General features: G+C 39.1%; 19 protein-coding genes. 14 read left to right on the top strand and 5 right to left on the bottom strand.

Annotation, left to right across the window (positions count from 1 at the left end):
* The first annotated feature begins 13 nt into the window (after positions 1–13).
* Positions 14–673: a hypothetical protein gene (locus tag CXF88_RS11265; RefSeq protein ID WP_101086919.1), complete on the top strand. Its 660-nt coding sequence runs from the start codon at positions 14–16 to the stop codon at positions 671–673.
* A gap of 25 nt (positions 674–698) precedes the next feature.
* On the opposite strand, the gene CXF88_RS11260 is transcribed toward CXF88_RS11265, so the two are convergent.
* Positions 699–1640: a chemotaxis protein CheV gene (locus tag CXF88_RS11260; RefSeq protein WP_101086918.1), complete on the bottom strand. Its 942-nt coding sequence runs from the start codon at positions 1638–1640 to the stop codon at positions 699–701.
* A gap of 516 nt (positions 1641–2156) precedes the next feature.
* Between CXF88_RS11260 and CXF88_RS11255 the strand changes: the two genes are divergently transcribed.
* From CXF88_RS11255 to CXF88_RS11240, 4 genes are all read left to right on the top strand, one after another.
* Positions 2157–2747 (top strand): LON peptidase substrate-binding domain-containing protein, encoded by a 591-nt coding sequence (locus tag CXF88_RS11255; protein ID WP_101086917.1) that lies wholly within the window; start codon positions 2157–2159, stop codon positions 2745–2747.
* Between the two features lie 137 nt (positions 2748–2884).
* Positions 2885–3547: a sigma-70 family RNA polymerase sigma factor gene (locus CXF88_RS11250; RefSeq protein WP_101087219.1), complete on the top strand. Its 663-nt coding sequence runs from the start codon at positions 2885–2887 to the stop codon at positions 3545–3547.
* Positions 3540–4223: a ChrR family anti-sigma-E factor gene (locus CXF88_RS11245; RefSeq protein WP_101086916.1), complete on the top strand. Its 684-nt coding sequence runs from the start codon at positions 3540–3542 to the stop codon at positions 4221–4223. The genes CXF88_RS11250 and CXF88_RS11245 overlap by 8 nt, the downstream gene beginning before the upstream one ends.
* A 682-nt stretch (positions 4224–4905) precedes the next feature.
* Positions 4906–5079, top strand: coding sequence for a hypothetical protein (locus tag CXF88_RS11240; protein ID WP_011637775.1), 174 nt, complete (start codon positions 4906–4908; stop codon positions 5077–5079).
* A 223-nt stretch (positions 5080–5302) separates the two neighbouring features.
* Here CXF88_RS11240 and CXF88_RS11235 read toward each other — a convergent pair whose 3' ends face one another.
* On the bottom strand, positions 5303–6274 hold the full coding sequence (locus CXF88_RS11235; protein ID WP_101086915.1) for a 1-aminocyclopropane-1-carboxylate deaminase: 972 nt from the start codon (positions 6272–6274) through the stop codon (positions 5303–5305).
* 196 nt (positions 6275–6470) lie between these two features.
* Between CXF88_RS11235 and CXF88_RS11230 the strand changes: the two genes are divergently transcribed.
* Both CXF88_RS11230 and CXF88_RS11225 read left to right on the top strand, forming a co-directional pair.
* Complete coding sequence (locus CXF88_RS11230) at positions 6471–6884, top strand: YccF domain-containing protein (protein WP_101086914.1); 414 nt, start codon at positions 6471–6473, stop codon at positions 6882–6884.
* A gap of 156 nt (positions 6885–7040) precedes the next feature.
* Positions 7041–7508 (top strand): EVE domain-containing protein, encoded by a 468-nt coding sequence (locus tag CXF88_RS11225; RefSeq protein ID WP_101086913.1) that lies wholly within the window; start codon positions 7041–7043, stop codon positions 7506–7508.
* 187 nt (positions 7509–7695) lie between these two features.
* Here the strand turns inward: CXF88_RS11225 and CXF88_RS11220 are convergent, their stop codons facing one another.
* A complete protein-coding gene (locus tag CXF88_RS11220) occupies positions 7696–8484 on the bottom strand; it encodes a TIGR00266 family protein (RefSeq protein ID WP_101086912.1) in 789 nt (262 codons plus the stop codon).
* Between the two features lie 173 nt (positions 8485–8657).
* A complete protein-coding gene (locus tag CXF88_RS11215) occupies positions 8658–9587 on the bottom strand; it encodes a LysR family transcriptional regulator (RefSeq protein ID WP_101086911.1) in 930 nt (309 codons plus the stop codon).
* A gap of 219 nt (positions 9588–9806) precedes the next feature.
* Between CXF88_RS11215 and CXF88_RS11210 the strand changes: the two genes are divergently transcribed.
* From CXF88_RS11210 to CXF88_RS11200, 3 genes are all read left to right on the top strand, one after another.
* Entirely contained in the window at positions 9807–10967 is a 1161-nt protein-coding gene (locus CXF88_RS11210; RefSeq protein WP_101086910.1) for a homogentisate 1,2-dioxygenase, read from the top strand.
* A 70-nt stretch (positions 10968–11037) separates the two neighbouring features.
* Positions 11038–12078: a 4-hydroxyphenylpyruvate dioxygenase gene (hppD, locus tag CXF88_RS11205; protein ID WP_101086909.1), complete on the top strand. Its 1041-nt coding sequence runs from the start codon at positions 11038–11040 to the stop codon at positions 12076–12078.
* Between the two features lie 103 nt (positions 12079–12181).
* Positions 12182–12799 (top strand): LysE family translocator, encoded by a 618-nt coding sequence (locus CXF88_RS11200; RefSeq protein ID WP_101086908.1) that lies wholly within the window; start codon positions 12182–12184, stop codon positions 12797–12799.
* Positions 12800–12840: 41 nt separating this feature from the next.
* On the opposite strand, the gene CXF88_RS11195 is transcribed toward CXF88_RS11200, so the two are convergent.
* On the bottom strand, positions 12841–14019 hold the full coding sequence (locus CXF88_RS11195; protein ID WP_101086907.1) for a GNAT family N-acetyltransferase: 1179 nt from the start codon (positions 14017–14019) through the stop codon (positions 12841–12843).
* Between the two features lie 145 nt (positions 14020–14164).
* On the opposite strand from CXF88_RS11195, the gene ggt reads away from it, so the two are divergent.
* From ggt to CXF88_RS11175, 4 genes are all read left to right on the top strand, one after another.
* Positions 14165–15883: a gamma-glutamyltransferase gene (gene ggt / locus CXF88_RS11190; protein WP_242445152.1), complete on the top strand. Its 1719-nt coding sequence runs from the start codon at positions 14165–14167 to the stop codon at positions 15881–15883.
* Between the two features lie 457 nt (positions 15884–16340).
* The gene (locus CXF88_RS11185) at positions 16341–17957 is read left to right on the top strand and encodes a methyl-accepting chemotaxis protein (protein WP_101086905.1); all 1617 of its coding nucleotides are present in this window, start codon (positions 16341–16343) and stop codon (positions 17955–17957) included.
* A gap of 80 nt (positions 17958–18037) precedes the next feature.
* A complete protein-coding gene (locus tag CXF88_RS11180; RefSeq protein WP_101086904.1) occupies positions 18038–19261 on the top strand; it encodes a hypothetical protein in 1224 nt (407 codons plus the stop codon).
* Positions 19262–19272: 11 nt separating this feature from the next.
* Complete coding sequence (locus CXF88_RS11175; protein ID WP_101086903.1) at positions 19273–19668, top strand: phosphate ABC transporter substrate-binding protein; 396 nt, start codon at positions 19273–19275, stop codon at positions 19666–19668.
* Positions 19669–20372: the final 704 nt, after the last annotated feature.

Here is a 20372-nt window from a genome sequence, read left to right as displayed (position 1 = left end):
TTTTGATATTATTATGCCCATGCCTACACTGATTGATATTCCTTTTGACAAACGCCACACCTGTTGGTTTTGCAACGAACCCAGTAATCATATTTTTGATTACTATAGAATGACTCACACTCCCCACCCCTCTCTAGCCATTCCTGCTTGTAAAGAATGCCATATGTTAGCCAAGAAAAATCTGCTGACCTCTATTTGGGATTGTCGAGATGCGGTTAAAGATAATTTAATGCATATTTATAGCAAAGACTTGGCGATTGGCATTAATTGGACTGAGCAAGAACTCGAAGAATCAGATTTTGATTGTATGATTTTTGGTGGATTTAAAAAAAGTGCCTGGATGATGTATCAAATAGCCCAAAGTCGCATGAATGCACGGGGCTGGCCATTAAGTCTGGACGGGGTTTTACTTGAAGGCGAAATAGCGGGTGACAGTAGTCAATATCATACCGGTTTCGAGTTTGACGATATAATGTTTACCTCTCTAACAAAAGCCATTAGCCACTATAGCAAGACCTTATCTTTAGACAGTGGTTTTTTACAGCAACTGGTTACCTTACTTGGTAAAGCTCAATTTGGCCATGCTGTCAAAATAGCGAGACTCAATATTGGTATCACCCCAGGGCATCAACGTCGTATTCTTGACGAGTTAATCGAAGATATGGATCAATAAAACCACTTAATCATTCAATTGTGGCCTAACTAAGAATACTCCGTAAACGATCTTGAACAACGCTGACTAATAAGTCGGGCTGGAATTTAGAGATAAACTCATTACAGCCGACTTTTTTCACCATCGCTTGGTTAAAGCTACCGCTTAAAGAAGTATTGAGAGTAATAAAGAGTGCCGCCATTCGAGGATCGTTACGCACCTCAAAGGTCAACTTATAACCATCCATTTCGGGCATTTCGGCATCAGTAATCATCATTAGCAATTCATCGGCAACCTGTCTGCCTTCATCAGCCCACGATTGTAATAATCGCAAAGCTTGTAATCCATCTGACGCCTCAATAATCTCTATACCAAGTTGATTGAGAGTGTCCCTTACTTGTTTACGCGCCGTTGACGAATCATCCACAATTAATATCTTACGACCAGGCATGTAAGAAACGAGCGCTTCATCTAACACACCGTCAGATAACTTCACATCGTAATCAATAATCTCAGCTAATACCTTCTCAACATCAATAATAGACACTAATCGTAAGTGTCCTTGGTCTTCAATTTTCGTTATTGCGGTTAAGTAATTATGTCCGCCAGTGGTTTTGGGCGGCGGCATAATATCACTCCAGGTCATGTTAACGATATTCTCGACTTTACCAACTAAAAAAGCCTGCACACTGCGGTTATACTCGGTAATAATCAAGTTACAATCGTCATTCACTGGCATCGGCGAGAAACCAATCGCTTGTCGTAAATTAATCACTGGGATCGACATCCCTCTAATGTTGGCTACTCCATAAACATTATGATTACTGCCGGGTAACTTATTTAAGGGTGGCAACTTAACCACTTCTTTGATTTTAAATACATTAATGGCAAACAACTGGGTTGAGTTAATGCGAAACAACAACAATTCTAAACGGTTTTCGCCAACTAACTTAGTTCTTTGATCTACCGTATCGAGCACTTTTCTCATGAACAGGTTCCACCTAAAAACATACAAGCAACATCAAAGATGCGTCATCATTAACAAGGGTAATTATACTTAAAAAATATCATTAAACAGTGTTGAATCAGGATTTATGCCGCAAAAATAAAAAATATATATAAACAAGATCAAAAAACACCCCTAATACGTAAAATGTTTAATTCGAAACTCGAGTTATTTCATCTCACAAACGTTCTACTAAAGTTAACACCAATAAAAAGACTCCTGAAACCGCGGCATCAATTCACCCTCGGTTTTGCTTTGTTAAGTCTGTCGGCTGTTATCCTAATAGATAAGCCTGTTACTGTTGTAAAACCATTTAACTCAATTAATACTTAAGACGTTCATATGAATAGCCCGTCTTGATAATGCATTTGAGCATAACTTTTCACACATAACACAATATAATTTGGCATGTTTAAACCACAGATCAAGGTGATCATTAACCTGTTTGTGTACGTACAACAGTGTAGATTATTCGTTAAAAGTCATTCAGGGGCCGTTATGATCATCCCATTATTCCCATTACCGATTTGCTTGTTACCTCAAGGATATACCCAGTTACGTATTTTTGAACCTAGATATAAACGCTTAGTATCAGAATCGCTAAAAAGTGGTGTTGGTTTTGGCTTATGTATGTTGGCTGATGATAAAAAAACCATATTACCCATGGGCACATTAACCCAGATTATCGACTTTGAAACGCTTGAAGATGGCTTATTAGGTATTAGTGTGCAAGGGCAAAAAACGTTCATTATTAACAAAATAAGTGTTGATAGTGACGGTTTAAAGCGTGCCGATGTCAGCTTAATTGATTCTTGGCCGTGCGATATCATTGAACGACAAACTGAACAGAGCCACGATCACACTGATGAGCGTAAAAAAGATAAAGCACTTAGCAATACGTTAAAGCAAATTTTACAGCAATACCCACAGCATCTTGCCCACTATTCTGAAGAAAATTTTAATGATATTGCGTGGGTTTGTCAGCGATGGCTTGAAATTATCCCATTGAGTTCCAAAGAAAAATATCAGTGTATCAATAGCCATGATCATCAATTAGCTAAATCATTCTTAGCCGACATAATAAAATAATACAGAACTGTGATCCGAACCCAATAATGCCACGTACAAGATAATGATACTGCAGCTTGTTTGAGCTCAGGATAGCCACAGCATAAAGACGTAATCTCTTATGCTCAATGAGTTATTTATTGGATGCGGGTGAAATAATGGAAAATGTTCAATCACAAAGCACACAAAGTCGTTATGATAAGGGGCATCTTGCACAAAGATCCCTAATTAAACTAAGCGGTGCTATGAAATCAAACGAACCCAATCCAATGGCTGATGAGCTTGCGTCATTAATGATGCAGGTGGCTAATGATCGATGCAAAGCATCTTTTGCAAAACTTTTTTCGCATTTTGGCCCAAAAATTAACTCTTTTGGTGTTCAGCGCTTAAGCCAACAGGGCTTAGCCATGGATTTAGTTCAAGAGACAATGACTCGAGTATGGACAAAAGCCCATCTTTACAATGCAGACAAAGCAGCGGTAAGTACTTGGGTATTTACCATCATGCGTAATCAATGTTTTGACATGCTCCGTAAAGTACAACATAACCGTGAAGATTCTTTCGGTGATGATATTTGGCCTTTATTTGAGTCTGATGAAGCTGAAAACAACGACGATGATTTTTTATTATCGGCAACTTTATTGCTGCATGTAGAAGAATTACCTCCTCTACAACGCCAAGTAGTACAAGGTATTTATATGCAAGAGCTTACTCAACAAGAGTTAGCAGACAAACTTAACATTCCAATTGGAACGGTTAAATCACGACTCAGACTTGGCTTGGAAAAATTAAAAAGCTTTATGGAGAAACACTATGATTAATTACCACCCAGACCAGCATTTGTTGTCTCTCCATGCTAAAGGCGAGTTGCCGCTATCGATGTCGATTGCTATCTCCGCTCATGCTGAATTGTGTCCTCATTGCCAGCAACAACTTGACCAGGTGACAATTGCGTTGTCTGAGCAACAGTTTGAGTCGGCCGTAAAAACACAGTCGGTAGACACTAACAATAATCAATTAGACACACTACTCGAGCAGCTATTAAATTCAACCTTAGATACTTTAGAGGTTGAACAAGCTAGTACAGTTGATCCGATTGAAGACAATAGCGTTAGTATTAAAGGTCAGCATTACCCGCTGCCTAAGGTATTTCGTAAGCAAATTAATGCTTCTTGGCAGGGTATTGGTAAAGTCAGCCGTTTGAGACTCGATACCGGAGAGCCACAAGCAAGAGCAAGCTTGTTGCATATCGCAGCCAATGGTGAAATTCCTGAACATACACACAAAGGTGCAGAGCTAACATTACTGCTCGCAGGTGAGTTCAGCGACTGTTACAACACCTACAAGCCTGGTGACTTTATGTTGCTTGATAAAGAGCACCAACATTCACCAAAAACACTTGAAGGTTGTTTGTGCTATACCATTGTCGATGCCCCGTTATACTTCACTAAAGGGTTCAGCAAACTATTAAACCCAATTGGCGATTTACTTTACTAACCATTACGTTAGTTTCTTAAAATGTTAACTACTAAGGTTTGTGTATCGACAACTTGGCCGCTATTTATCATTAAGTTGTACCAGCAATAAGGGATGATGAGTGATTTTCGTCATCCCTTTTAACACTATCGACATCCGAGCAAGGTGAGAATTGTTGATAATTAGTCACTAATTGCTATTTTTTAATCGAAAACTGCATTAATTTGATTAAAAATTGAAAAAGACTATTGCCATATGCAAACACTCAGTATATTATCCACACAGATTTAGTTTTCTTGTTAATTTTGGTTACCTACCTGTAAGTCTGCTCAACTTCACTTCGTAAATAAACCCAAGACAAGCTTCTGTACATCGTTTTTGATTTCAATTGATTTCTGTTGATATGATAATTTAAATTATATTCACGTCATCTTGTTGTCATAAAACTATGTTTAACTTACAAAGTTAAGTACTAAATATGTATTCATTTTTTTATGGCTATATGTCATGTGACAACATCAATGTTGCAAGCATAAAATAGACCTTAATCAACTATTTACATATCAACACTTGATTAGTGAGTAAAGGATAGGTTAAGTTAAATCTCGAAACATTAATCTTTTGCAACACTAAAAAATGCCAAGGATATTTTATTGAACAATTTTCTCACCTAATGGTGAATATATAAGAAGGAGTGTGACCTATGTCATACAACATGAATGGACACGAAATTTCAGTTAGCTTTCCGGTTAACTCTATCTCGTCAAACAAGAATTCAATTGCTTTTACCGACAGCCTAGGTAAAAACAAAAAAACCTTTTCAAAACGTATTGAAGCATTAAACTTCATGAAATGGTTAATCTCTGCCAATAAGTAATACCCCCTAACGCTTTGCGTTAATCATTTGCTCTGTTATTTAATAAACTCATTTCTCGGTATCCTCCTCTCACTTACCGATGTTTATTAAAACAGGGCAAAATGAATAACTCACTCGCATCATTTTAAGTTATTCTTCAGCGTTACATCCCAGTTAACCCCTCTAAAATATCTAATTTTATATCAACAACTTATAGAAAAAACATCTTGCATTCACCCTGTAATTAAACAGTGTGCGAAAATTTTCGTTGGTATCTTGGCAACATTGTTTTATTTCCCAAAACTCCCCCCTGATGTATATAGAGAATATCGGTTGCATTGGCAGTTTTACTATTCAAATAATGTTGTAACACTAGAAATCCAACCGGGTCGTACAATAATTCAAATTCAATTCCCGACTGGCATACTGTATTCCACATATCAAAACAACGTCGTGATAGTTTGCCAAAATGATATTTATGACCATCATTAATAATTGTAGGAAAATAAACCTCATCGACTAATTGTGAGAATTGTTGACGTAAATATTCATCCCCTCCCACGGTACTGCAAGTTAACACCTCAATGGTAAAAACTTTCGTTAATGATAAATGAGCCAATTGTTGAGTAAGTTGTTTATTTAAATAAGCCGCAGTGGTCCCCGTACCTGAGGGTAAAAATACCTTTAGCTTATTTTTTTGTTGATCTTGCGCCCATTGAATAATTTCACAGGCAAGTTGTGTTATCCCGGTTTCGGCATACTCACAACGCCCACCTTCAGGAATAAAAAGTAATTGTTTTTTATCTGCGTAGCTTGGATTCGATGAAACAATATATTGCATCGCATCGTCTAAATGCATACTTTGAAGATTTTCAACATCGGTCAAATGACTAACATCAATAATATTGGCGCCATTTTGTATCGCAACGGCATAATTGCCTTGAGGATGTTGTAATAAAAACTCGCTGATATGGCTTACATAGTAATCAAATTTCCACCCTTGCCGCTTAGCCAATACTGACATGGAATATAATGAGTTGGCTTGGGCCGAACCCGATGCCACTAGTTGGGTAATATGTGAATAATCATGATGTAAAAAATGATAAAATTTACGTGCTTTATTACCACTAAAATCAGCATGTAATAAATCATCTCTTTTAATGTAGATGCTGCGGCCAGCAAAGTTCATCGTTTGCACTGGGCTTATCGAAAACATGATTTGTCTCAATCAACTGTAATATGAGCATTTTAACTAAAAAATGATAAATCTCATCGATTCATTTGCGTGAATCCTCGCACTGTTCTATTTATACAATACCACAGCAACACTTAACCCTTAATAATCAACAAATTGAAAACATGGCATGAAAATGGCATTATATTGAGAATATTGACTATTGATAGGAATGAAAATGTCTCTTTTACGCTTAATCTTTAATATTGCTTGGTTTTTAATGGGTGGTTTTGTTATGGGCCTAGCTTGGTGGTTTGTTGGAGTACTGTGCTTTATCAGTATCATTGGCATCCCATTTGGTCGTGCTTGTTTTGTTATTGGCGAACTGGCTTTCTGGCCATTTGGACAAGAGACCGTTAACCGAAAACACATTTCAGGCCAAGAAGATATTGGCACTGGCACGTTAGGTTTGGTGGGTAATGTAATATGGTTTTTATGCTTTGGTATTTGGCTCGCGATTGGTCATCTAGTCCATGCTCTGGCTTGTTTTGTAACGATTATAGGTATTCCGTTCGCGTTACAACATCTTAAGTTAGCCTTATTAAGTTTAACCCCTATTGGTCAAACCGTTATTGCCAAACCGACTTATTAACATTCGTTAATAACCGCTGAATGACCACTGTTGTAAAAAGCCGATAGCATAATGCTGTCGGCTTTTTATTTGCCTAATCGTATCTGCACCGTGTACATTGCCATTCTTAAGCACTGAAAGGTTATTCAGTCACTTTAAAGACAATAATGGGATCACATGAACTATTGGTTAATGAAGTCTGAACCAGACGACTTTAGTATTGATAATCTACAGATGAGTAAGCAGCAAACTGTTGCTTGGCAAGGTATTCGTAACTATCAAGCACGTAATTATATTCGCGATCAAATTACATTGGGCGATGTAGTGTTGTTTTACCACTCTAGCTGTAAAGTTCCTGCCATTGTGGGTTTAGCAAAAATTAGCAGTGAAGCTCAAATTGATAGCAGTGCTTTTGATAACCGTTCACCGTATTTTGATGCAAAATCTAACGCTAATGGGCCTCGATGGTGGCAAGTCGATATTCAATTTATGGCCAAATTTTCTAAGCCTGTGAGCTTGAAGCAATTGAAAGCCGATCCCGCGCTGCAAGATATGGTATTAGTGGCTAAAGGTGCCCGCCTGAGTATTCAGCCCGTCACACAGTTGCAATACCAACACATTATGCAACTAACAACCTTAGAATAATAACGTTAGATTGATGACCTTGCATCGGTAACCTTGAATTAAAACAGACCAGCTTGTCAGCAGGCCAGTAAACATCTTCTTTAAATCAGCCTCCTAAAGACAGCTCAGACTACGTAAACACTATTAGCTATAAATAGTCTGAGCTCAAATACTAACGGCACAGTGATAAGATCACGCAATGCCCATATTAGTTAATCATTCGCCCTATTCCGCCAAGTACAGAACCTTCACCTTGGTCTTTGCCACCACTTGATGGTGCATGAGCAATAATTCTGTCAGCCATACGAGAAAACGGTAAGCTTTGTAACCACACAGTCCCATGGCCTTTTAAGGTTGCAAGGAACAAACCTTCACCACCAAATACCATCGACTTTAATGAGCCTGCACGCTGTATGTCATAATCAATCCCGGGAGTGAATCCAACTAAACAACCTGTATCGACTCGCAATGTCTCACCGTGTAATTCTTTTTTAATCAGTGTCCCACCAGCATGCACAAACGCCATGCCATCACCTTTAAGGCTTTGTAGAATAAATCCTTCACCACCAAAGAAACCGGTGCCTAATCGCTTATTAAACTTCATGCTTACTTGCGTGCCTAAGGCTGCCGCTAAAAAGCTGTCTTTTTGGCAGATAAGTTCGCCTTGATGTTGAGCTAAGTCTATAGCCAAAATAGTGCCAGGAAATGGCGCAGCAAATGCCACTTTTCGTTTTTGTTGACCTTCATTAGTAAAGTGGGTCATAAAAATACCCTCACCCGAAATGGCGCGTTTACCGGCACCAAGTAGCTTGCCAAAAAAACCGGATTCGGGTTCAGAGCCATCACCCATTCTGGCCTCAAACATAATGTCTTCTTCGAGGTAAGTCATCGCACCCGCTTCAGCAATAACAGACTCATTTGGGTCTAATTCAACTTCAACCAGCTGCATGCTAGAACCTATAATTTCATAATCTACTTCATGACTTTTCATGCTCATTTTCATTCCTTAAAAATTTATTTAATGTTTGCAGTCGCCCAATTCAGTATTAAGGCATTATTCCTTATGGATGATTTAAGGTAACAAAATGATCATCCATTTAACATGACAACATTTCAATAAAATATCCGCGTTCTGTTGCCACTGCATTTGTTTACCAATTGTGTCCATCGTTAACCTAAACCCGCACCGCTCAATCCTGATTGTTGTTGCAATTGATATTGAGCAAATTCTTGCAAAATAAGCTCGGTAAATAACTGCCCAGCTCGCCCAAGCGGACGTTCAAGTGTAGAGACTAATTGCGGTGTAAAACTAAACCGATTACCACCAATAAAATCAACTTCAATAAGTAGTCCTTGATGTAATTCTTCGGCAATTAAAAAATCCGGCATCCAACCAAAACCCAGGCCTTTTAGTAAGGCATTTTTTTTCATGATAAAGCCTGACAAATAAAAGACTTTATCGCCGCCAAATTGCATTTCATCGCGGTCACGTTTACCAGGAGATGAATCTTCGATGGTTAACTCAACATGTTGTTGCAATTCAGGCAAACTAATGTCTTTAAGCTGACTTAAGGGATGTTGTGATGACGCGACAAGCACGCTGGTAATAGCAGGTAGCGGTTTAGGATGATAAGAGGGGCCAGTACGATAATCCTTAACCAGCATTAAGTCGGCCTGGTCGCGCTCAAAACGATGCTGTACCCCGCCTAAAAACTCCATATTAAGCTGCACTTTAGTCGGTATGTTGTGTTCTGACATGCGCTTAAGCGCGGTCATGATCGGTTCCATCGGTAAAGCACCGTCTATCACTAACTCAAGTTTGGGCTCCCAACCCTGACTAAAGCGACTGGCAAGATGTTCAATATTGGCTAAATGCTGTAACAGTCGTTGCCCTTCTGCCAAAATAACCTTCCCTTCGGGTGTTAATTCCGCTCGATAATGATCTCGATTAAATAATGTCACGCCGAGATGTTGCTCTAGTTTTTTAATCTGATAGCTTACTGCCGATTGCGCCTTGTGTAATCGCTCTGAAGCTTTTGCAAAACTTCCTTCTTCAACAAGTACTTGCAGTACATTAAAGGCATCGATATCTATTCGCATAAGATTTCCACTGTCCCGTTATCCATACACAAATGTAAAGTTAACATAACAATCTAAAAAATAGATTGTGTTGAGTTATTTATTATTCTTTTTTTTGTTGATCTTTACCACTAAATTGTAAGTTAGATCACATATTGGTTTGCCCAATGCGATTAGGCCATAACAACAAATAACATAAACGCCACGACACTCGCAGTCGATTCACCATAGGACAATCAGATGCCATTCTATGTTAAACAAGGTCAGATCCCGACCAAACGTCACATTGCCTTCGAAAAAGACAATGGCGAGTTGTACCGTGAAGAATTATTTTCAACCCATGGCTTTTCGAATATCTACTCCAATAAATATCATCACAATATGCCAACCAAAGCGATAGACGTTCAACCTTACTCGTTATCTCATGGTGAACAATGGCAAGACTCATTAATTCAAAATTACAAATTAGACTCGCGCCAAGCCGACTGCCAAGGCAACTTTTTTAGCGCCCGAAATAAAATATTTTTCAATAATGATGTCGCCATGTACACCGCGAAAGTGACTGAAGACACCAATGAATTTTATCGAAATGCCTATGCTGACGAAGTGGTGTTTATTCACGAGGGTGAAGGCCAATTATTGAGTGAATACGGTGTCATTGAAACCAATAAATGGGATTACTTAATTATTCCACGCGGGACCACGTACCAACTTAAATTTAACGATTATCAAAATGTACGCTTGTTTGTTATTGAATCATCCTCAATGGTCGAAGTGCCAAAGCATTTCAGAAACGAATACGGCCAAATGCTTGAATCTGCACCTTACTGTGAACGAGACATTCGTACGCCAACCTTGGCTGATGCCGTGGTTGAAAAAGGTGCGTTTCCGTTAATGTGTAAATTTGGTGATCGCTATCAAAAAATGACACTGCAATGGCATCCATTTGACTTAGTAGGCTGGGATGGTTGCGTTTATCCTTGGGCATTTAACATCAGTGAATATGCACCCAAAGTCGGCAAGATTCATTTACCACCGTCTGAGCATTTAGTGTTTACTGCACACAATTTTGTCATTTGTAACTTTGTGCCACGCCCATACGATTTTCATCCGAAATCGATACCAGCACCTTATTACCACAACAACATCGACAGCGATGAAGTCTTGTATTACGTCGATGGTGACTTTATGAGCCGTACAGGTATTGAAGCGGGCTATATGACGTTACACCAAAAAGGTGTGCCGCATGGGCCTCAACCTGGTCGTACAGAAGCCTCTATCGGCAAAACCGAAACATACGAATATGCGGTGATGGTTGATACCTTCGCCCCACTGAATTTAACCGCTCATGTCAAAAATTGCATGAGTGATGATTACAACCGCTCTTGGTTAGAAAACTAAGACCACATTTATAGCTAACCCAAGTCACCAAAGAGTGATTGCGTGTTGACATAAAATAAAGGAAAACAAAATGGCAAGCGAACTAAATCCACTGGGCCTTTTAGGCATTGAATTCACCGAATTTGCTAGCCCAGATACAGAATACATGCACCAAGTATTCATTGATTTTGGTTTTTCGATGTTAAAAAAAACCAAAAATAATGACATTGTTTACTACAAACAAAATGACATTAACTTTCTATTGAATAAAGGCCGTGCAGGCTTTTCTGCAGAATTCGCCAAATCTCATGGTCCGGCTATTTGTTCAATGGGTTGGCGTGTAGAAGATGCACAGTTTGCATTTACAGAAGCCGTTACCCGTGGTGCAAAACCAGCCGATGATGCCAATAAAGACATGCCCTACCCAGCTATTTACGGTATCGGCGACAGTCTGATTTATTTTATTGACACTTTTGGTGAACAAAACAATATTTATCAAACTGACTTTGTCGATTTAGAACAGCCTATCGTAACGCCTGAGAAAGGCTTTATGGAAGTCGACCATTTAACCAATAATGTCTACAAAGGCACCATGGAAAAATGGGCTAACTTTTATAAAGACATTTTTGGTTTTACCGAAGTGCGTTATTTCGATATCAGCGGCGCTCAAACTGCTTTGGTATCTTATGCGCTACGCTCTCCAGACGGCAGTTTCTGCATCCCGATTAACGAAGGTAAAGGTAATAACAAAAATCAGATTGATGAATACTTAGGTGAATACAATGGCCCAGGTGTTCAACATCTGGCATTCAGAAGTCGTGACATTGTGGCCTCACTCGATGCTATGGAAGGCACCTCAATCAAAACACTGGATATTATTCCTGAATATTACGACACCATTTTCGAGAAGTTGCCACAAGTGACCGAAGATCACGACCGTATCAAGCATCACCAGATTTTGGTTGATGGCGATGATGACGGTTATTTATTGCAAATTTTCACCAAAAATCTATTTGGGCCTATCTTCATTGAAATCATTCAACGTAAAAATAACCTTGGCTTTGGCGAAGGTAACTTTACCGCGTTGTTTGAATCGATTGAACGCGATCAAATGAAACGCGGCGTGCTGTAATTTTATCGACACGAAGTGATACATAAAAACCAGCAAATTGCTGGTTTTTATCATTTTAGGCCTTTACACTCTGCCATCTACATTCTAATCAAAGACCTTTCTAATGCCAGATTACGCCGTACTCGCTGTGTTTATTCCAACGTTCTTTTTTGTGTCTATCACCCCCGGTATGTGCATGACTTTAGCCATGACACTCGGCATGAGTATTGGTGTACGCAGAACCTTATGGATGATGTTAGGTGAATTAGTGGGCGTGGCGTTGGTCGCCATTGCAGCAGTACTTGGGGTTGCTAGCATCATGCTAAATTACCCACAGGTGTTCGATATTCTTAAGTGGGTGGGTGGCGCTTACCTTGGCTACATTGGCATTAATATGTGGCGTGCTAAAGGCAAAATGGCCATCATCACTGGTATTGAAGTTAAAGCCAGTCGCATGAGCTTAATCAGCCAAGGATTTATTACCGCGATTGCCAACCCTAAAGGTTGGGCTTTTATGATTTCGCTATTACCGCCGTTTATTAATGTTGATAATGCCGTTGGGCCACAACTCGCCGTTTTGCTTAGTATTATAATGGTCACCGAAAGTGTGTCGATGCTGGCTTATGCCAGCGGCGGTAAGAGTTTACGATTATTTTTAAGTCGAGGCGATAATATCCGCTGGATGAATCGTATCGCCGGAAGTTTAATGATACTGGTTGGTATTTGGCTAGCGCTAGGCTAACCCAGAAAGCACATTTGATGAGTAATTAACCTCATATTATTTTATGTATTTTCAATCGATTTATACGGCAGTTGTTCGCACATTTGCTGTATATAAATGTCGATATGAGCTTGCTCTTGTTGACAAAAAGCACCGATGGCATCATTAAAACCTTCATGAGCAACAAAATGGCTTGAGGTGGTTTTCACAGGACGAAAACCTCGAGCCACTTTATGTTCGCCTTGTGCTCCTGCATCAAAAACTAATAATTGATTAGCGATAGCGTACTCAATGCCTTGGTAATAACATGCTTCAAAATGGACATAGTCGCATTCTGTTAACGCCCCCCAATAACGACCATATAAATGCGTGTCTGACACAAAATATAATGCTGATGCCACTAATTGTGCGTCACTATTTTCAATCAATAATAATCGGATCATTGAGCCCATTGTTGCTGCTATCTGCTCAAAGAATGCTGCCGACAAGTACCCTTTATGACCCGAACGCTTTAAATAAGTATTTTGATAACAACGCACAAAATCCTGCCATTGCTCTGCACTCGCCTTATCGCCATCGATAAATCGGAATTGTAGCTGTTGTCTTGCAGAAATTCGTTCTTTAGTGATGTTTTTGCGTTTACGTGACGTTAATGTACTCAGAAAGTCATTAAAATCAGCATAATTTTGGTTGTGCCAATGAAACTGACAACCAACACGCTCCATTACCCCTGCTTGTGCAAACTGTAGATGTTGCTCGGTATTGGTAAATAAACAATGCCAAGATGACCAGCCCTGTTTAATAACAGTTTGTGACAGATAGGTTTGAATACCGTCAATCAAGGGCTGTTGATCGGGTTTTGGTAACCTTGGGTCAATACCAATACGTCGCCCAGTTGTAGGAGTAAAAGGTATACTGCCCACAAGCTTAGGGTAATAGCCTATATTATGACGCTCATAAGCTTCTGCCCATGCCCAATCAAACACATATTCCCCCCAAGAATGACTTTTAAGGTACAAGGGCATCAATGCAATAATATTATCGCCATCCATCACCATAAGGTGCATCGGCGTCCAACCCGTTTCAGCACTAACACAGCGACTCATTTCCAGAGCGGATAAATATTCATGCCGGGTAAAAGGATGAGATGATCCAAAAAAAATATTCCATACTGAAGAATCTATATTGCTAATACTATTAACAAATTTATATTGATAAACTCGCGTTTGTGTTTGTTCCACCCACACCTACCCTATAATAAATAACACTCAACCGCTAAAACTCATACCAATTATTGCTATCATGTGGCATGTTCTATCACAGTATCTTCTCAATACACACCAAGGATTGATCGTGACACGATTCCCTAAATTAACACCGCTTTTTTTGAGCACCGCATTAACACTCACACTTTGTTATCCTGCGCTTCATATTGCTGACAGCCAAGCAAATGAAGCTTCAATCTTCAGTGAAATGGCAACGGCTCAGCCAATCTATGCTAAGCATGGCATGGTTTCAAGCCAAGAAGCCATAGCTAGCCAAATTGGTGTTGATATTTTAAAACAAGGTGGCAACGCGGTCGATGCGGCCGTAGCAGTGGCATATGCACTTGCAGTAACCTTACCTCGCGCGGGTAATATTGGTGGTGGTGGTTTTATGCTAGTGCATTTAGCCGAGCAAAATAAAACCATTGCTATCGATTACCGTGAAACAGCCCCTGCTAAAGCGCACAAAGATATCTTCCTTGATGAACAAGGCAATGCAGTTGACAAACTCAGTCGTGAGCATGGACTAGCTGTGGGCGTACCTGGAACCGTTATGGGGATGGAACTGGCCTTAAAACAATATGGCACCATGAAAATGGCGCAAGTGATCAAGCCTGCGATTAAGCTCGCCAAAGACGGTATAGTTGTTACTTCAGATCTATCAAACTCATTAGCGGGCCTTAAGTCACGCATAACCCAATGGCCAAGTTCAGCAGCAATTTTCTACCATGCCGACGGCAGTAATTATCAAGTCAATGAATTGCTCAAACAACCTGAGTTAGCACAGTCTTTATCGTTGATTGCCCAGAAAGGTAGTAAAGGGTTTTATCAAGGTGAAACGGCTGAAAAAATTGTCTCTGCGGTCCAAAATGCTGGCGGGGTAATGAGTTTAACTGATTTAGCTAACTACAAAGTTGTTGAGCGCGAACCGGTTCGAGGTAATTATCGAGGCTACGAAGTGGTATCTATGCCGCCGCCATCTTCAGGGGGTATTCATATTATCGAAATGCTCAATGTACTCGAACAATTCCCCATTGATAAATTAGGCCACAATAGCGCAAACACTTTGCATCTTATGGCCGAAACCATGAAATATGCCTATGCTGATCGTAGTGAGTATTTAGGCGACCCTGATTTTGTTACTGTTCCTGTAAAACAATTGACTAGCAAACAATACGCAAAAGAGATTGCCAGTAAAATCGCCATCAATAAAACCACCCCTAGCAGCGAAATTAAGCCGGGGAAACTAGCACCATATGAGAGCGATCAAACTACCCACTTCTCGATTATCGATAAATGGGGCAATGCTGTTGCTAACACCTATACCCTTAACTTCAGTTATGGTTCAGGCTTAGTCGCTAAAGGCACTGGGATTTTATTAAACAATGAAATGGATGACTTTTCGGTTAAACCAGGTACCCCTAATGGTTATGGCTTAATTGGTGGGGAAGCAAATGCAGTGCAAGGAAATAAGCGCCCTCTTAGCTCCATGAGTCCAACCATGGTAATGAAAGATGGCAAACCTTTCATTGTTACCGGCAGCCCTGGTGGCTCGCGGATTATTAATATTACGCTTCAAATGATCATGAATGTGATTGATCATAACTTAAACATTGCCGAAGCAACTGCTGCTGCACGTATGCATCACCAATGGTTACCTGATTTTATTTGGGTGGAACATACATTGAATCGCGATACTATTTCATTACTTGAAGCCAAAGGTCACAAAGTGAAAGTGCAAGAGTCGATTGGCAGTACTCAATCGATAATGATGACAGAGCAAGGTCTTTTTGGCGCTTCAGATCCAAGACGCGCGGGTTCTGCCGCCATCGGCTATTAATACCATTAACCATTATCCTTAAAGCAATAGCGGCTTTACATAATCTAAAGCCGCTATCATTGATAATAAAGTAACAAAAATCATTAACGATATCGTTCTCACGCTAGCGGTACTTACCTAATTCGAAATCATTTCGAATACATAAAAAGTTCATCTTGATGGTTCACAATTAAAATATGTTAAATCAAACATAAACTATATTAACTCACAAAAAATAACATATTCATCGCCAATAAAACTTGTTTATAATCATAATGTTAAATTAACACCCTATTCGGGGTAAATAACATTTTTATTATATTAAAACAAAATCAATATTGTATTTCCAACGAGTTGAACAATACTAACATCGCAATGTGATTGTTTATTAAGCTTTAGCTTTTGTTAGTGATTTTATCCCATTATTTAAAGTGATATTATTGTAACCATGTTAAATAAATTGATTACATAAGGTTATATGCTGCTGACAAATTTAAAAATTAAGCACAGAATTACCCTACTTACTGTTGTCGCCATTTTGTCGTTTGTGATTTCTTTAATTATTAACAATCAAACTGGTGAAAACAATGCACAACGGTTAAACGGACTTCAGAACCAACTTTATCCCGCACTTAATCTAGCAACCATAAATCAAGGGTTGTTACTGCAATTAGATCAAACTATTCAGTCAGCAATAACCACAGGCGAAGAAGACAGCTTAGACATAGCTAAAACGATGGTGAAGCAAATTACGGATAATTTAAATGAGTTAGCCATTTTACTTCCAGCTGAAGAAATAAATACACAGCAATTGATTCGTGACATTACCCTTTATCATGAAAATGCTAGAAGCCTTGCTGCCGAGTTTATAAAGGATGATGTTGACTTTAGTAAAATTCAAACTCAAGCGACAGATAATGCCAAGCGATATCAAACTTTAGTTAAACAATTTGCGGCCAAGAAGAAAGATTATTCAACAGAGTTTGAGCAACGGATCCAATTAACCATAGCCAGTACTGAACGTGCAGAAAATAGTCTAATGCTCATTGGTATTGCGGCTACAGTCGTCATGATTGTAGTAGGAGTCTTAGTTAATAAATCAATTATTAGTACTATCGACAATGTAACCCAGTCACTTCGTAACATATCCCAAGGTGAAGGCGATCTACGATCACGGATTCAGTATGCAGGCAAAGATGAAATAGCACAGCTTGTTTATTGGTTTAATCAATTTGTGTCTAAACTTCAATCGTCTATTGCCGATACAAAGAATACCACTGAAAATTTAACCGAAGTTGCAGCAACGTTACTCAGTGGTAGTCAATACAGTGAACTCAATGTACAGCAACAAAATGAATCCATTGAGCAGATTTCACAAGCCATGAAAGAAATGTTTGTCAGTGTTACTCATATTGCTGAATACGCATCAAGCGCAGCGCTTGATGCTGAGAATGCCAACACTGAGGCAAAACAAGGCGTTGTTATTGTTAACGATGCTGTTATTACCATTAATACCTTGGCTGAAGAAGTACAGCAAACTGCGGTTGTCGTTAATCAATTGGACGCATATACCCATAATGTTAATGACATATTAGACACGATAAGAAGTATTGCAGATCAGACTAATTTACTCGCACTTAACGCTGCGATTGAAGCCGCGCGTGCTGGTGAACATGGGCGCGGGTTTGCGGTAGTTGCAGATGAAGTCAGAACATTGGCCTCTAGAACACAAACCTCGACCCAAGAAATCCAACAAGTGCTACAAGAATTACGCTCCACGTCTAAACAAGCCGTTGACGCGATGGCTCGTGGTATTAACACTGCAGCAATAGGGGTTAAATCAACCTCTTTAGCCGGTGAAGCCTTACAACGTATCACAGGTAAAGTGAGTGCAATATCAGAGGTTAATGACCAAATTGCGGCTGCCACCGAAGAACAACATACAACTTCGGTGTTGATTCAGCAATATGTAGCTGAAATGGAAGCCGGTTCACAGAAAGTCAGGGTAACGACGGCTGATATGGGAGGGATCAGTGTTGATATTCAAAATATAAGTGAAAGACTACAATCAATTACTAACCAATTTAAGGTGTGAGATTGATTGTAAATGCAGTAGCAGAAAACCAAAAATATAAGCCCTAAAGGCATATTGAGTGATGATCAAGGAGTAACACCATGCAGTTTAATTTAAAAGTATTATCTGTTGCAATATCAATGGCAATGATACCTAACCTAGCAACAGCAGATGAAGCTGCTGATGCAAAAATAGCTAAGTTAGAGCAGCAAGTTCAAACGCTGCAAAAACAACAAAATGCTAGCCTAACTGACAAAGTAAAATTTAACGGCTTTATTAGTGGAGCCTATATCAGCTCTGACAATGATGCTGGTTATAATAATGCAAATTCAAGTGCTGATTTTAACGAAGACAGTAAATTAGGGCTACAAGGTACCTTTAACATTTCTGACAATACTCAAGCAGTATTACAGTTAATGATGCGCGGTAAATACGACTGGGAAGTTGAAGCAGAATGGGCCTATTTATCTCATCGCTTTGAAAACGGCGTCAAGATTCGTGGTGGTAAACTGCGAGTCCCTTTATTCATGTACTCTGATTACTTAGATGTTGGCTACGCACAGCCATTTGCTCGTCCACCACAAGAAGTATACGGCGCTATTCCGTTTTCGTCTTACACAGGCGCTGGCGTGTCATACGATGTTGAATATGATGACTCAACCTTAACAATGCAAGCCTTTGGTGGTGAGTCAGATGTTAAAAATTCAGCGGTTGAACTCAGTAACCTTATGGGTGCTAACCTGAGCTGGACTGACGAAATATGGACTTTACGTGCCGTATACGCTCAAGCACAACTAGACGGACCTATTGTTAATGAAGTTGACGTAACATTAGCGCCTGGAGTGAACACCCAAGCGAACTATACGGTATTAGAACTTGATGATGATAAAGGTTCTTTCGTCGGAGTGGGTGCAAGTTACGACAATGGTGAAGTCATTGCGATAACAGAATGGACTCGTTCAGAAATTGATAACGCTTACCCTGATATTGATTCTGGTTACTTAACATTAGGCTATCGTATTAAGGAATTTACGCCTTACGCTACTGTTGCTTATACGAAAACTCAAGATAATGATGAACGTCTACCTTTATCTACAGCGGCTGCAATTCAGATGGTCGCCTTTAATGCTGAACGTATGGCTTACAGTATTGGTTTGCGATGGGATGCAATTGATAACGTTGCGATTAAATTTGATGTCACCTACGCCGATGATTTTGGTGACACTTCAGGTGGATTCTTAGGCAACAACTTGGACACGTCAACAGGTAAATTCACTTACGATGACACCTTGATTTACACCGTTAAATTCGACGCAGTATTTTAAGGGGTATGATAATGAAAAAATTATTAACAATTTTAGCACTAAGTTTAACTGCCGTTACCTCAGCTAATGCTGCTGTAGTGATTATTGGCAATCCTGCTGCTGCAGATATTTCAATTAATGATGTAAAAAAAGCTTTTTTAGGAAAAGGTGATTCTTCAGTCGTCGTTTACGAATTAGAAGAAGGTAATCCTATTCGCAGTGAGTTTCATCAAGCTGTTACCGGTAAGTCAGATGCTCAACTGAAAGCATTTTGGTCTAAGCAAGTCTTCACAGGTAAAGGTACTCCACCTCCTGCGGTTTCTGGTGCAAGTGCGATGAAATCAGCAATTGCAAGCAATCCAAATGCCATTGGCTACATTGATGAAGCAGACGTTGATACCACAGTAAAAATCATTATTAAGCCATAAATAATAATGAAACTGTGATTAATACCCACCAAATAGGGTAGAAACATAACCAGCGATGGTTTTGACAGTAACCAAAAAACAAACCGAGCAATTACCACGATTGCTCGGTTTTTTGTTGCTAACTCATCAATAAAACATTGAGCCGACTAAGTTAATAGCAACAAAATAGCACCAAAAAATATCAACAATCCGTTTATTAATGTTTATGGTACTTTGCTGATATCCATAAACTAATAAATATTGCCAGCAATATGATATTCAGGCCATTGAGACTACGATTGATGAGTTATACCAGAGAGTTAGTACTCGCATTGATAATCGTTAAATATCTGCCTTGCCATATGATTGAAGCAATAGAATAATCATATTAATTTCACTCGCGTCAAATACATATTTTTAATTTAACAGATCATGTACCGATGAAATGGTACAGATAACTAAAAGGTAAAGATGCAAGTATTAAAACGCTGTTACCTAGCAAAGGTTGATTAAAGGATAAACCTTAATATATTAAGATTTTAATTCTATTATTAACCATACCCGTTATGGTTTTGGTCGTATTAATTTTAACCAGCACAGTGAATATTATTACATTTATAATGACTATTTAGTCTAAATAAGCAGAATTTATATATTTAGTGACATAAGTGTTATTCATAGTAAACCATGAAATAAGTTCATAGTTCCAGTCTTAGTCTTAGTCT

Source organism: Shewanella sp. ALD9 (assembly GCF_002836315.1).
In the GTDB taxonomy this organism is placed as follows: Bacteria; Pseudomonadota; Gammaproteobacteria; order Enterobacterales; family Shewanellaceae; genus Shewanella.
This window is presented reverse-complemented; position numbering and strand designations above follow the sequence as displayed.

Coding starts and splice junctions, on each gene's coding strand:
- CXF88_RS11265 (WP_101086919.1), top strand. CDS start 14: ATGCCCATGCCTACACTGATTGATATTCCTTTTGACAAACGCCACACC.
- CXF88_RS11260 (WP_101086918.1), bottom strand. CDS start 1,640: ATGAGAAAAGTGCTCGATACGGTAGATCAAAGAACTAAGTTAGTTGGC.
- CXF88_RS11255 (WP_101086917.1), top strand. CDS start 2,157: ATGATCATCCCATTATTCCCATTACCGATTTGCTTGTTACCTCAAGGA.
- CXF88_RS11250 (WP_101087219.1), top strand. CDS start 2,885: ATGGAAAATGTTCAATCACAAAGCACACAAAGTCGTTATGATAAGGGG.
- CXF88_RS11245 (WP_101086916.1), top strand. CDS start 3,540: ATGATTAATTACCACCCAGACCAGCATTTGTTGTCTCTCCATGCTAAA.
- CXF88_RS11240 (WP_011637775.1), top strand. CDS start 4,906: ATGTCATACAACATGAATGGACACGAAATTTCAGTTAGCTTTCCGGTT.
- CXF88_RS11235 (WP_101086915.1), bottom strand. CDS start 6,274: ATGTTTTCGATAAGCCCAGTGCAAACGATGAACTTTGCTGGCCGCAGC.
- CXF88_RS11230 (WP_101086914.1), top strand. CDS start 6,471: ATGTCTCTTTTACGCTTAATCTTTAATATTGCTTGGTTTTTAATGGGT.
- CXF88_RS11225 (WP_101086913.1), top strand. CDS start 7,041: ATGAACTATTGGTTAATGAAGTCTGAACCAGACGACTTTAGTATTGAT.
- CXF88_RS11220 (WP_101086912.1), bottom strand. CDS start 8,484: ATGAGCATGAAAAGTCATGAAGTAGATTATGAAATTATAGGTTCTAGC.
- CXF88_RS11215 (WP_101086911.1), bottom strand. CDS start 9,587: ATGCGAATAGATATCGATGCCTTTAATGTACTGCAAGTACTTGTTGAA.
- CXF88_RS11210 (WP_101086910.1), top strand. CDS start 9,807: ATGCCATTCTATGTTAAACAAGGTCAGATCCCGACCAAACGTCACATT.
- hppD (WP_101086909.1), top strand. CDS start 11,038: ATGGCAAGCGAACTAAATCCACTGGGCCTTTTAGGCATTGAATTCACC.
- CXF88_RS11200 (WP_101086908.1), top strand. CDS start 12,182: ATGCCAGATTACGCCGTACTCGCTGTGTTTATTCCAACGTTCTTTTTT.
- CXF88_RS11185 (WP_101086905.1), top strand. CDS start 16,341: ATGCTGCTGACAAATTTAAAAATTAAGCACAGAATTACCCTACTTACT.
- CXF88_RS11180 (WP_101086904.1), top strand. CDS start 18,038: ATGCAGTTTAATTTAAAAGTATTATCTGTTGCAATATCAATGGCAATG.
- CXF88_RS11175 (WP_101086903.1), top strand. CDS start 19,273: ATGAAAAAATTATTAACAATTTTAGCACTAAGTTTAACTGCCGTTACC.